Annotated in this window: 13 protein-coding genes; 9 read left to right on the forward strand and 4 right to left on the reverse strand. The window is 64.0% G+C overall.

The genetic code is table 11. The annotated features are described in order from the left end of the window. The first annotated feature begins 13 nt into the window (after window positions 1-13). Window positions 14-1234 (forward strand): molybdopterin molybdotransferase MoeA, encoded by a 1221-nt coding sequence (locus NMB96_RS16875; protein WP_255085304.1) that lies wholly within the window; start codon window positions 14-16, stop codon window positions 1232-1234. A 158-nt stretch (window positions 1235-1392) separates the two neighbouring features. On the opposite strand, the gene moeB is transcribed toward NMB96_RS16875, so the two are convergent. Beyond that, window positions 1393-2592: a molybdopterin-synthase adenylyltransferase MoeB gene (moeB, locus tag NMB96_RS16880; protein WP_343237616.1), complete on the reverse strand. Its 1200-nt coding sequence runs from the start codon at window positions 2590-2592 to the stop codon at window positions 1393-1395. A gap of 46 nt (window positions 2593-2638) precedes the next feature. Here moeB and NMB96_RS16885 point away from each other — a divergent pair, with 46 nt between their 5' ends. Together NMB96_RS16885 and xth are read left to right on the forward strand one after the other, a co-directional pair. Beyond that, complete coding sequence (locus NMB96_RS16885) at window positions 2639-2854, forward strand: hypothetical protein (protein ID WP_043889779.1); 216 nt, start codon at window positions 2639-2641, stop codon at window positions 2852-2854. Window positions 2855-3048: 194 nt separating this feature from the next. Beyond that, window positions 3049-4029 carry an exodeoxyribonuclease III gene (gene xth / locus NMB96_RS16890; RefSeq protein WP_023903996.1) on the forward strand — a complete coding sequence of 327 codons (981 nt, stop codon included), beginning with the start codon at window positions 3049-3051 and terminating at the stop codon, window positions 4027-4029. Here xth and NMB96_RS16895 read toward each other — a convergent pair. After that, entirely contained in the window at window positions 4022-4297 is a 276-nt protein-coding gene (locus tag NMB96_RS16895; RefSeq protein WP_006448719.1) for a hypothetical protein, read from the reverse strand. The two genes, xth and NMB96_RS16895, sit on opposite strands and share 8 nt — an antisense overlap. A 204-nt stretch (window positions 4298-4501) precedes the next feature. On the opposite strand from NMB96_RS16895, the gene NMB96_RS16900 reads away from it, so the two are divergent. From NMB96_RS16900 to NMB96_RS16910, 3 genes are read left to right on the forward strand one after another with little or no spacing between them, the layout of a single operon-like run. After that, on the forward strand, window positions 4502-5755 hold the full coding sequence (locus NMB96_RS16900; protein WP_255085306.1) for a molybdopterin molybdotransferase MoeA: 1254 nt from the start codon (window positions 4502-4504) through the stop codon (window positions 5753-5755). Between the two features lie 46 nt (window positions 5756-5801). Further along, entirely contained in the window at window positions 5802-6371 is a 570-nt protein-coding gene (locus tag NMB96_RS16905) for a molybdenum cofactor guanylyltransferase (RefSeq protein WP_255085307.1), read from the forward strand. Continuing rightward, entirely contained in the window at window positions 6355-6717 is a 363-nt protein-coding gene (locus NMB96_RS16910) for a hypothetical protein (RefSeq protein WP_255085308.1), read from the forward strand. The genes NMB96_RS16905 and NMB96_RS16910 overlap by 17 nt, the downstream gene beginning before the upstream one ends. A 28-nt stretch (window positions 6718-6745) precedes the next feature. On the opposite strand, the gene NMB96_RS16915 is transcribed toward NMB96_RS16910, so the two are convergent. Continuing rightward, window positions 6746-7744 carry an NAD(P)-dependent oxidoreductase gene (locus NMB96_RS16915; protein WP_115038997.1) on the reverse strand — a complete coding sequence of 333 codons (999 nt, stop codon included), beginning with the start codon at window positions 7742-7744 and terminating at the stop codon, window positions 6746-6748. Between the two features lie 82 nt (window positions 7745-7826). Between NMB96_RS16915 and NMB96_RS16920 the strand changes: the two genes are divergently transcribed. Both NMB96_RS16920 and NMB96_RS16925 read left to right on the forward strand, forming a co-directional pair. Continuing rightward, a complete protein-coding gene (locus tag NMB96_RS16920; RefSeq protein WP_023904001.1) occupies window positions 7827-8399 on the forward strand; it encodes an ANTAR domain-containing response regulator in 573 nt (190 codons plus the stop codon). A gap of 4 nt (window positions 8400-8403) precedes the next feature. Next, a complete protein-coding gene (locus tag NMB96_RS16925; protein ID WP_255085309.1) occupies window positions 8404-9468 on the forward strand; it encodes a CmpA/NrtA family ABC transporter substrate-binding protein in 1065 nt (354 codons plus the stop codon). A gap of 115 nt (window positions 9469-9583) precedes the next feature. Here the strand turns inward: NMB96_RS16925 and NMB96_RS16930 are convergent, their stop codons facing one another. Then, complete coding sequence (locus NMB96_RS16930) at window positions 9584-10564, reverse strand: IS5 family transposase (protein ID WP_183086593.1); 981 nt, start codon at window positions 10562-10564, stop codon at window positions 9584-9586. A 1006-nt stretch (window positions 10565-11570) separates the two neighbouring features. On the opposite strand from NMB96_RS16930, the gene NMB96_RS16935 reads away from it, so the two are divergent. Next, the gene (locus NMB96_RS16935) at window positions 11571-12740 is read left to right on the forward strand and encodes a nitrate/nitrite transporter (RefSeq protein ID WP_183086806.1); all 1170 of its coding nucleotides are present in this window, start codon (window positions 11571-11573) and stop codon (window positions 12738-12740) included. The last annotated feature ends 19 nt before the right edge of the window (window positions 12741-12759 follow it).

Here is a 12759-nt window from a genome sequence, read left to right on the forward strand (position 1 = left end):
TATCCTGCGCGCCATGACCGACTATCCCTCCCGCATTCCGTATGCGCAGGCGCTGCAGATTCTGCAGGCCGTTGCGGCCCAAAACCGCCCGCCCGATGAAAACATCGCCACCTCGCGTGCCGATGGGCGGATTTCCGCTGCCGATCTGATTGCACCGCTGGCACTACCGCCGTTTGCCAACAGTGCGATGGACGGCTTTGCGTTGCGGCATGCCGATGTCGCTGGCGGCGATGCGTCGTTGCAACTGGTCGGCGAGCAATTCGCTGGCGAGCGTTGGACCGGCACGCTCAGCGCAGGCCAATGTCTGCGCATCACCACCGGCGCGCCGCTGCCCGATGGCGCCGACACCGTGATCCCGAAGGAAGATGCAGACGAGCGCGATGGTGTTGTGCGCTTCCGCACGATGCCTGCGTTGGGCGCGGCGGTGCGTCTGGCCGGCAGCGACGTGCGCGCGGGCGATCTGGTGATCCAGAGCGGGCAGGTGTTGACGCCTGCCCGCATCGGGTTGGCGGCGGCGCTCGGGCTGTCGCGGCTTGCAGTGGCACCAAGGCCGACTATCGCGGTGCTGGCCACCGGCGATGAGTTGATGGAGCCTGGCATGCCGTTGGGGCCGGGGCAGATCTACAACAGCAACCGCGACATGTTGATGGCGCAGCTACGGGCCCTGGGTTACGCGCCGACGGCATGGCCGACCCTGCCGGATGATCCGCAGCGTATCCGCACCATGCTGGAAGATGCAGCCGCTGCATTCGATGTGGTGATCACCTGCGGCGGCGTCTCGGCGGGCGAAAAAGATTATCTGCCGCAGCTGATCGGCGAGCTGGGCCGTATCCACTTCTGGCGCGTGCGCATGCGCCCGGGCATGCCGGCGGTGCTGGGGCAGATCGGCCGCTGTCTGGTGCTGGGTTTGCCGGGCAATCCGGTGTCGGTGCTGGCGACGCTGATCGCCTACGGTGTGCCGCTGCTGGATGGCTTGCAGGGACGCAGCGAACCGCGTCCGGTGTGGCATGCAGCGCTGGCAGGCCCGTGGGAAAAGCGCCACGAACGCCTGGAGTTTTTGCGCGGACGGCTGGAGTGCGGCGAGGACGGGCGGTTGACCGCGCTGCCGCATCGCGGCGATGCATCGCATCTGCTGCGTGGCGCGGCTGACAGCAATGCCTTGATCGTGTTGCCGGAGCCGGCACGACGCTTCGAGGCAGGCGAGATCGTGCGGGTGATTCCTTACGCGCTTTGATCGCTCACTGGATCAGTGGCGAACAACACGTGGCGATAGCTCTCACGCGCGTGTGCGGCAAGCGTGTAGGTGGCAGGTCGAAGCGCTGCGGCCGGGCGGTGCGCCATGACGCCCGCTCAGGCCTGGCTGACGCTGCGCAGTCGATTTAAGTGCCGCTTTCAGCCGACTGCGCTGCCGCAGAACGCGGCGTAGTCGGCATAGCCGGGGAACGCGGTGCCAGGCGCGCAGACTGGGCAATGCGGATCGGGTGGCAGGCGGATTTCGCGAAAGCGTATGGCCAAGGCATCGAAGCTGAGCAGGCGCCCGGCCAGGCTGTCGCCGATGCCCAGCAGCAACTTGATCGCTTCGCTGGCTTGCAGCAATCCGATGACGCCAGGCAGCACGCCGAGAACGCCGGCGTCGGCGCAGCTGGGCGCAAACTCCGGCGGTGGCGGTTCGGGAAACAGGCAGCGATAGCAGGGCGCATGACCGCGGTTGCGGCCGGCATCGAACACACTCAATTGCCCTTCGAACTGCTGCACTGCGCCGTAGACCAACGGTTTGCCGAGTTTGACGCAGGCATCGTTGAGCAGATAACGCGCAGGAAAATTGTCCGCACCGTCGATCACCACATCCACGTCCTGCAGCAATGCTTCGACATTGCTGGCGGTGACGCGTGTCTGCAGCGCGTCGACCTGCACGCGTGGATTGAGTGCGGCGATGCGCTGCGTGGCCGAGGCGACTTTCGCGATCCCTACGCTGTCTTCGGTATGCAGAATCTGGCGCTGCAGATTGCTGCGATCCACCACATCGTCGTCGGCGATGCGCAGATGGCCGATACCCGCAGCGGCAAGATAAAACGCGGCCGGCGAGCCAAGCCCGCCCGCGCCGACCAGCAAGACGCGCGCGCGCGCCAGCCGCTGCTGGCCTTCCAGACCGACCTGCGGCAGGCGTAGATGGCGCGAATAGCGCTCTAGAAAATCCTGTTCGTCCGCCGGCAGCGTGGGGCGCACCAGCGGCAGGCCGTCGTTCGTCCACGCGGTGGTGCCGCCGAGTACCGAAGACACCGCTGTATAGCCGTGCGCACGCAGCACCTCGGCCGTCTGCGCCGAGCGCTTGCCGCTTTGGCAGATCACTACGATCTCGCGCGTGTGCTCGGGCAGATGCCGTGCGGGTGCAGTTTCCAGATCGCTCTGCACGATGGCCAGTGCGCCTTCGGCCTGGCCGCTGGCGCGTTCGTGCAGTTGCCGGATATCGATCAACAAGGCGCCCTGCATGGCACGAGCGCGGGCGTCGGCGGGAGTAATGTCGTGGCTGCTCATCCCGCCATTGTCGCGCAAACCCCGATACGGCGATGTGCTGGCTGGCGGCGTTGGCATCAGGCTCACCGAGGTCGCGGTAGCGTGGAGGCAAAAGGAGACAGTCATGACACCTGAGATCGATGCGCAACTGAAACACCTCGCCGACGAATTGCCCGATATCCGACGCCAGCACCCGGATGATTTCTGGGATGTCTTCCATGCACGTGCGGAGACGATCACAGCGAAGGCCGATTCGACAGAACAAGCCGCACAGATCGTCAAGCGGATCGACGAGATGCTGGCGGCCCATCAGCTTGGGCCTGCGGACCCTGGAGCTTGACTAAGCGTTTCGCGCTGCAAGGCCGATAAAACTGGTTTGGCAGTGCTTGCTGCTTCGGCATTGATTGCTGAGCTAACTGTGCGGCATGGCCTTCACATGGGCGGGGTACGCAGAGGCTTCACCTCGCTTGAGCATCGGCTTCATGCGGCTGCAGCCATTGTCGTTACCTTACGCAGAGGGCCGCTCGCATCCCCATGTCAGCCACCACACGCAAGATCGCCACCTTCAACGTCAATGGCATCCATAGCCGGCTGCCGCATCTGCTGGAATGGCTGCAGCGCGAGCAACCGGATATCGTCGGTTTGCAGGAGCTGAAAGCCACCCAGGAGGCCTTTCCGGAACAGGCGATCCGTGACGCCGGCTATGGGGTGATCTGGCAGGGCGAGAAGTCGTGGAACGGTGTGGCCCTGCTTGCACGGGGCGCAGACCCGGTAGAGATTCGTCGCGGCCTGCCGTGGGACCCAGGCGATAGGCAAAGCCGCTATCTGGAAGCTGCGATTCACGGCGTGGTGGTGGCGTGTCTGTATCTGCCCAACGGCAATCCGCAGCCGGGACCGAAGTTCGATTACAAGCTCGCCTGGTTTCAGCGCTTGATCCGCCATGCCAAGACCTTGGTCGAGTTGCCGCATCCGGTGGCCTTGATCGGCGATTTCAACGTGGTGCCGACCGATGCGGATATCTACGACCCCAAGGGCTGGCGCAAGGATGCGTTGCTGCAGCCCGAAAGTCGCCAGGCATATGCAGGGCTGTTGCAGCAAGGCTGGACCGACAGCTTGCTGGCCGTGCATGGCGATACACCCATCTACACGTTCTGGGATTATTTTCGCCAGCACTTTGCGCGTGACCGCGGCTTGCGTATCGATCATCTACTGCTCAATCGCACGCTGGCGCCCGGCTTGCAGGATGCCGGCGTGGACAAGTGGGTGCGCGCCCTGGAGAAGGCCAGCGACCATGCGCCGACCTGGATCAGCGTGCGTGTGCCGGATGCAGTTGCAGAGACAGTGGTGGAGACCGAGGCTCCGTCGAAGCCGCGCAAGCGTGCGGCTGTGAAAAAGACGCCTGCGCGCAAGAAGGACAACAAGGCCGCATCGAAGGCCGCCGCGAAAACGACCGCAGCAAAAAAACCGACGCCCCGCACTGCCAAGCCGCGCAAGGCAGCCAAGCGCGTCAGCTGATGCCACGCAGCTGGCGATGCTTGATCCGTTGCAGCACATAGCCGGTGATGGCGGTCAGCAGGATCAGTGCATTGCTGACGATAAACACCGCGTTGCCGACCAGGTAGCTGTAAACGATAAACAACACCGAGGCGCTGATCTGACCGACAAACAACCAGCGCGAGACACCCTGTGCCGCAGGCGACTGCCATTGCTTGTAAATCTGGCGGATCAAGGTGGCGATCAGAACGGCGCTGGCGAGCCAGCCAACAAGGTCGACGAATTGCATGGTGTGCAAAGATGAAAAAACTACCTGCAAGTGTGCGGCGCAGCGTGTTGACGATGCGTTCGAGCAGCGTCGAGCGCTGGGGTGATCACGTGATCGTTCACTGGTGCATTCGCCATCGCCACGCCGTCGCAGCATGCCTGTACCAGCCGCGCTGGAGGCCGGTATCCTAGCCAGGTCATCCATCGGTCGGCAGTCGCCTTGCTCATGATCAGCTACGCCGAAGCCTTTGCACTGATCCATCAGCAGGTCGCCACGCTCGCCAGCGAGTGGGCGGACAGTGCGGATGCGCAAGGCCGCGTGCTTGCGCAGGCATTGTCGAGCCCGGCCGAGCTGCCGGCTTTCGACAACAGTGCGATGGATGGATTTGCGCTGGTCACCGATGGCCGTGGTGCAATGACCGCAAGTGAGCACGCGGTCGGTGGCACCGTTGCCGCAGGCGAAGATGCGGGTGGCATTACGGCAGGCGCTGCCTGGGAAATCATGACCGGTGCCGGCTTGCCTGCAGGTGCCGATGCCGTGGTGCCGATCGAAAAGGTGGAGCTGCTGGCGCATGACGGCACACGCCCCAGCCGCATCCGGCTACGCGCCGATGTACGCGTGGGCCAGCACATTCGCCGACGTGGTGAAGATGTGGCCTTGCACGATCGTGTGATCGAGGCCGGTACGGTGCTGCGCGGTGCACATCTGATGCTGTTGGCCGGACTGGGCTGCGTGCGTGTGCAGGTGGTGCGGCGCCCGCGTGTGGCCTTGATCGCGACCGGCCGCGAATTGGTGGGCGATCCTGCGCAGCCGCTGCAGCCCGGCCAGATCCGCGATGGCACCAGCAGCTATCTGCTCAGTCAGTTGCATGCAGCCGGTGCCGAACTGGTGTGGCGAGGGCAGGTGGGCGATGACGTTGCCGCCTTCGATGCGGCGCTCGCGCAAGCGCGACATGCGGGAGCCGACGTGATTCTGAGCACCGGTGCGGTGTCGCGTGGTCGCTACGATTTCGTGCCGGATGCGTTGGCGCGACATGGGGCGGCGTTGCTATTTCATAAGGTGGCGGTGCGGCCAGGCAAGCCGGTGTTGTTGGCGCGCTTTGCGGACGGCGCGCTGTATTTCGGTTTGCCGGGCAATCCGATGGCCAGCGCTGCCGGGCTACGTTTTTTTGTCGAGCCGGCCTTGCGTGGTTTGCTGGGCATGCCTGCAGAGCGCGGTTTGCGTGTTGCGCTGCACACACCGATGCATGCAAGACCGATCTGGCGGCAGCACCTGCGCGCGCGTTTGAACTGCAGCGATGCCGGTGTGCTGTGCGTGCAGATCTTGCCGCAGCAAGAGTCGTTTCGCGTGGCGCCGTTGTTGCAGGCCAATGTGTGGACGGTGCTGGAGCCGCAGGACGATGGCGCCGCGCCCAGTACGACGGCGCAGGTGTTCGGGCTGGGACATCTGCAGCCGGCTGCACCGGCGATTGCGCCATGAGCGTGTGCCGGCACGCAGCGCGACGCAGTGCCTGCGGGCAGGCGGCATGACCGCAACACACCCGTGGATCGGCGTGGTGCTGGCCGGCGGCCGTTCCTCACGCATGGGCCAGGACAAGGCGCTGCTGCCGTGGCGCGGGCGTCCGCTGGTTGCGCATATGCAGGCGGTGCTGCGCGATGCAGGCGCGCTGGACGTAGTGATCAGCGGTGATCGTCCTGGCTATGCAGGGATTGCCGATGCGCAGCCGGATCTGGGGCCGTTGGGCGGTCTGGCCAGCGTGATCGATCATGTGGCCGATGCAACGACACTTGTGGTGGTACCGGTCGACATGCCGCTGCTGTCCAAACCATTGCTGGAACGACTGCTGGCGCCACCAGACCAACGCTGCGCCGCTTTCGAAGACGAGATGTTGCCGATGCGTCTGTGCGTGGATGGCGTTGTGCGTGAGGCGCTCTCGGTGTTAATGGCCGGCGCTGCATCGTCACGCTCGCTGCGCGCCTTGCAGCGTTCACTGCAGTGCCATCGCGTGGCTGTCACCGCCAGCGAACGCGGCGCGTTCGTCAATTGCAATACGCCCGAGCAGTGGAGTCAGCTCAGTCATGAAAATCCAGATTGAAGGTCAGCAGTTGCGCTTTCGCATCGACGAAGCCGAATTGGCCGAATTGCTTGCCGGGCGCACCGTCGATAACGAAAGCCGCTTGCCGAGTGGGCAGGGCGCGCGATTGGTGCGCCACAGCGTGAGCCTGACCGGTGGTCACGCGGCCTGCAACTGCGCCACCGATCATTGGCAGTTGTCGGTGCCGCGCGATGCGCTGGAGGAGCATGCACGGCAGTTGCCCATCCGCGACGGGCTGAGTTTCAGCTTCGATGCCGGGGCTGGCCATGCCGAACACACGGCGTTGCGCGTGACCTTCGATATCGACGTGCGCGACAGTGCGCGCAAGCGGTTTCTGAAAGCGTGATCCAGCTGTGGCCGTACGTGCGTGCCGCTCATGCGTTGGCGTGCATGTGCATGGCAATGCCGGGCACACGATCACACGCCAGGCCCCGCGCATGGAGCGCTGCTTCAATCGCAGCAGCATCGGCATCGCTGTAGCCGGCGCCGCTGCGCAATGCGACCACATGCAGGCCTTCTGTCGCCAGTTCCAGCAACAGATGCCGTTGTGCATCGGTATCACGCGGCAAGGCGCGGCGTGAGGCATCGCGACGCGCCAGTTCCAGCACCGCATCGGGGATGTCGTCGCCGATCAGCAGCACGTCGGCCAGATTCATCGCGCGTAGCGCTTTCAAGGTGAGCAGGCCGGGATCGCCCGGGCCGGTGCCGACCAGTTGCACGCTGCCACGCGCCGGCACCGCGCCAGCATCGTCCAGTGCTGCGGTGAACGCGGTTTCGGCGGCGTCATCGTTGCCGGCCTGCAGCAGCAACGGCACGTCGCCGTCGATGACGCGGTCGAACCAACGCCTGCGCCGATTCATATCCGGGAACTGGCTGCGGATGCGCTCGCGGTGACGCGCAAATAGTCCAGCGAAGCGGCCGACCGAGGCATCCAGCTCGCGCTCCAGCCGTTCGCGCAGACGCCGTGCCAGCATGGGTGCGGCGCCTGCCGAGGAGATGGCGATGACCAGCGGGTCGCGGTCCACGATCGCCGGTACCTGGTAGGTCGACAGCTCTGCATCGTCCACCACATTGACCAGGCGCTGACGCGCGCCGGCGGCAGTGGCGACACGTTGATTCAAGTCTGCATCGTCGGTGGCGGCGACCACCAGCCACACATCGTCGATCCAGGCTGGATCGAATTCGCCGCCCAACTGTTCGAAGCGACCGGCTTGCATCAATACATCGAGTTCCGGCGAGAGCGCATGCGCATACAGACGGATCTGCGCGCCGGCCTTGAGCAGGGCGAGCACCTTGCGCGTGGCGACCTCGCCACCGCCGATCACCAACACGGGGCGCGCTTGCAGGTTTGCGAACAACGGGAACAACGGCATCAGACGGACTCCGAAAAGATGACTCGCACCGACAGCATGTTGCATGGCACCATCCAGCCACGTCCACGCCTCGCCGCCGCCAATGCGTGTTTTGCTGGTCAACGATACCGAAAAGCCGATTGGCGAACTGCGCCAGGCATTGACGCGTGCCGGTTATACGGTGCTCGACGATGTGGCCTCGGTCGGTGCGTTGCTGCATGCGGTGCAGAGCCAGCAGCCGGATGTGGTGGTGATCGATGTGGACTCGCCTTCGCGCGATACCTTGGAGCAACTGTCGATGCTGCACGCACACGCGCCGCGCCCGGTGGTGATGTTTTCCGGCGATGGCGACGATGCGTTGATCCATGCGGCCGTAGGCGCAGGTGTCACCGCGTATGTAGTCGATGGGCTGGCACCGGCGCGGCTGGCGCCGATCGTGCAGGTGGCGCTTGCCCGATTCGCGCAGGAAAGCAGCATGCGCAAACGCCTGGACGATGTGCAGCAGGCGCTGCAGGACCGCAAGCAGATCGATCGCGCCAAGGGCCTGCTGATGGAAAAACGTGGCCTGAGCGAGGCCGACGCCTACGCGGCGCTGCGCCAGCAAGCGATGAAGCAGGGCGTCAAACTGGCCGAAGTGGCGCGACGCATCGTGGCCATGGCCGAGCTGTTGGGATGAACACATGAGCCAAGCCAACCTCCCCGTATTGCGCGTGGCCTACATGCCGCTGATCGATTGCGCACCGCTGATCGCGGCGCAACGGCTGGGCCTGGACCGTGCGCATGGCTTGCAGTTGGCGCTGCAGCGTCAGGCGTCGTGGGCTGGCGTGCGCGACCGTCTGCTGGCCGGCGAGGTCGATGCGGCGCATGCCTTGGCCAGCCTGGTGTATGCGATCGATCTCGGCATTGCCGGGCCGCAATGCCCGATGGCGTTGTTGATGACGCTCAACCACAACGGCCAGGCGATCACGCTGGCACCTGCGCTCGCGCAGGCCTTGGCCGATGGTCACGCGTTGCCGCAGGTGCTGGCCGGTCTGGGCCGCCGTGCGGTGTTTGCGCAGACATTTCCCACCGGTACGCATGCGTTGTGGCTGTATTACTGGCTGGCCGCATGCAGGGTGGACCCGATGCGCGATGTGGATGTGCTCAGCATTCCGCCGCCGCAGATGCCCGAGGCCTTGGCTAGCGGGTTGGTCGATGGCTATTGCTCCGGCGAGCCGTGGGCTGCGGTGGCCGAGGCGCAGGGCAGCGGTCGCCGCGTGATCCGCAGTGGCGAGTTGTGGGCGGGGCATCCGGAAAAAGTGCTGGCCTGCCGGCGCGAGTTCGCCGCGCTGCAACCGGAGTTGACCGAGCGCCTGACCGCCTGCGTGCTGGAAGCCTGTCGCTGGCTGGATGCGGCGCCAGGCAATCGCGCGCAGTGTGCGCAGTGGTTGGCCGAGCCGCAGCATATCGGTGTGTCGGCTGCGCATCTGGCGGCGTGTCTGGACGCGGATATCGAGATCCATGCGAACGATGCGACGGCGCTGGCCTTTCATCGCAATGGTGCGGTGAACATGCCGTGGCTGTCGGATGGCGAGTGGTTCCTGACCCAGTTTCAGCGCTGGGGCTGGCATGACATCCACGACGACGACATCGCGCGGCTGCGCGATATCCATCGGCTGGACAACTATCGGCGCGCGGCAGCCCGCGTGGGTGTGGCTGTGCCGGATGACGATCACCGCAGCAATCGGTTGTTCGATGCGCTCTAGGGATGGTCTGATCAACGGCATCGGAGGATGAGCCTAACCACATCGACCAGGCTGACGGCGCTCAGATCCTCGATTTTTTTGCCGTTTCCGGCGCGTTTGCAGGGTGTTGCCCGGGTTACAGGCGCACGTTCCCCATCGTCGGCAGTAACTGCTTTCGCTTCATCCACAGGTTCGATAGCGCAAACAAGGTCAGCACCTGCGCGGTGTTCTTGGCCAGGCCGCGATAGCGGACCTTGGTGTAGCCGAACTGGCGCTTGATCACCCGGAATGGATGCTCCACCTTCGCGCGCACGCTGGCCTTGAAGTGTTCCCAACGTCTTTCCCGAGCACGCTCGCGTTTGTTGCCGAGGGCTTGCATCGTCGAGGGCCTGGCGGCGATGAAGAATGCAGCCTTGCAGGCCTGCAGTTCTTCGCGTTTGTCCGCACCGGTGTAGCCGCTATCGCCGAACACGCTGTCTTCTTTGCCATGCAGCAACGTGTGCATCACCGTGACATCGGCGACGTTGGCGGCTGTGCAATGGACGTGGTGCACCAACCCGGAAAATTCATCCACGCCGATGTGCGCCTTCATCCCGAAATACCACTGATTGCCCTTCTTGGTCTGATGCATCTCAGGGTCGCGCGCGTTGTCGGCATTCTTGGTCGAACTGGGCGCCGCGATCAGCGTCGCATCGACGATCGTGCCCGACCGCAGGCTCTGGCCCTTGCGCGCCAGATGCGCGTTGACCGCTTCCAGCATCCGCGCGGCAAGGCCATGGGTCTCCAGCAGGCGCCGAAAGTTGAGAATCGTGGTCTCGTCCGGAACGTTGTCCAAGCCACCGAGCTGGGCAAACCGCCGCAAGGTCGGGATCTCGTGCAGTGCTTCTTCCATCGCCGGATCGCTCAGCGCATACCACTGCTGCAGCAGATGAATCCGCAACATCGTCGCCAGTGCGTACGGCTGCCGACCTGGCCGGCCCGATACCGGATAGTGCGGCGCGATCAGACCGAGCAGTTGCTGCCACGGAACCACCTGCTCCATCTCGGCCAGAAAGATCTCGCGCCGGGTCTGCTTGCGCTTGCCCAGGCCCTCAGCGTCACCGAACGTCAGTTGCATGGATCACTCCTCAACATCAGGCGGGTAGTGTCGCGTATCTGTGGTGCGTTGTTCAGAGGTTCCCTAGGGCGGATGACTACACGACGGTGTTACCGCTAGGCAGGAGCGCGTCACCGGCAAGGCAATCAGCATGGACCCGCATGAACTCCGAACTCTTGCGCATGCTTGCACTCGTCTGACGCCTAAGGCCTAACGCCTGACGTTTGAGTTGGTTGTGGAGCTATCGATCTGTGGGTTTGCTGGAGGGCCCTTGCCCGCCCACCATCGCGGGACACGCCGCAAGTACGTCCATGTAGGCTCTTACGCGGCATCCATGCCGCGTAAGGTCCCGCGACGGTGGGCGGGCAAGGGCCAGTGGAGATGGTAGGTGTGCATGTTTTCAACAAAGCAGCCGACTAACTTTCTGGTGCGGTGTCCTCGCCGCTTGCGGGACCGTGTGGCGGCATAGATGCCGCCACCGAGCCTACATGGACGTACTTGCGGCGTGTCCCGCGAGCGGCGAGGGCACCGCGCGCTCGACTAACTCGGCTTTTGACCTAGATATTTGATCGGTGTGCACGCGTCCTAGATGAGGCTTCCTAGCGCCAGCCGCGCTGTAGTTTTGTTCGGCGCCATCAGGCGTGCCAAGCGGCAGAGCAAGTGGTACACGACGCACGCTGTTGGTGCATTGCTGCACGAAAGACGGGAATGATGGGCTGCACTGGCGTGTCGACAGGCCGTCGTTAAGTCGGACGCGCTGCATCCAAAACACTATTTTTCAATGACTTGTATCGTCGTGATGCTCAGGTGAGCAAGTTGGCACGTTGATTGCGTAGTGATTACGTGCAGGTGCAACGGCGTGCCTGCAACAACACGAACACGATGCAGTGGATCAACGGCGATCCGCACGCATCCAGGACAACGGCGTCCTTCCGGTTTACCGGAGGGGCGCCGTTTTTTTTTGGCCATCGCATTCGAAGAGGTCTCTATGCAGCGCTCGTTCTGGCGATCCGGGCACACGCCCACCTTGTTCGCATCCTTTCTGTATTTCGACCTGAGCTTTATGGTGTGGTATCTGCTTGGTCCGCTGCAGGTGCCGATCGCGCAAGCGCTGGGACTGGATACGCAGCAGCGTGCCTTGATGGTGGCGGTGCCGATTCTGTGCGGCGCGGTGTTGCGGCTGGTGCTGGGCATGCTGGCCGACCGCATCGGTGCCAAGCGTGCTGGCGTTGTCGCACAACTTGCGGTGATTGCCTCGTTGTTCGGTGCATGGCAGTTGGGCGTGCACAGCATGGGGCAGGTGTTGTTGCTGGGCGTGTTGCTCGGCATTGCCGGCGCCTCGTTCGCCGTGGCGCTGCCGTTGGCCTCGCGTTGGTATCCGCCAGAGCATCAGGGCACCGCGATGGGGATTGCCGGTGCAGGGAATTCCGGCACGGTGCTGGCTGCATTGTTCGCACCGATGCTGGCGTTGGCGTTCGGTTATCAGAACGTGTTTGGGCTGGCGTGCATTCCATTACTGCTGACGCTGATCGTGTTCGTCTTGATCGCGAAAGAAGCGCCTGCACCGATCGCGCGTAAGCGTTGGGCCGACTATGGCCGCGTGCTGTTGGGCAACCGCGATGCGTGGCGCTTCATGTTTTTTTACTCGGTGACCTTTGGTGGGTTTTCCGGGTTTGCCAGTGCATTGCCCGGCTATTTCCACGATCAGTTCGGCTTCGATGCGCGCACTGCAGGGTGGGCGACGGCCGCCTGCGTGTTGGCGGGTTCGGTGATGCGTCCATTGGGCGGGGTGATTGCCGACCGCGTTGGAGGCACGCGTGCCTTGCTCACGGTGTATCTGTTGGTTGCCGCGTTGGTGGGCATCGCAGGTTTCGGTGCCGGCGGCGCGATGGTGACGCTGGCGTTGTTTGTGTTGACCTTGTTATGCCTGGGCGCCGGCAATGGTGCGGTGTTTCAACTGGTACCGCAGCGGTTTGCGCAGGATATCGGGGTGATGACCGGCTTGATCGGCATGGCCGGCGGCATCGGTGGATTTGCGCTTGCTGCAGGCTTGGGCGTGCTCAAGCAGCACACCGGCAGCTATGCGATCGGCATGTGGTTGTTTGCTGCTTTCGCACTCGTTGGCTGGGCGTTGCTGGCCGGCGTCAAGACGCAATGGCGTAGCGAATGGTCCACCGCTGGCGCGGCGCGCGTCTGAACATGTCGACAGGAATCCA

The sequence above is a fragment of the Xanthomonas hortorum genome (assembly GCF_024339125.1).
GTDB classification, from domain to species: Bacteria; Pseudomonadota; Gammaproteobacteria; order Xanthomonadales; family Xanthomonadaceae; genus Xanthomonas; species Xanthomonas hortorum.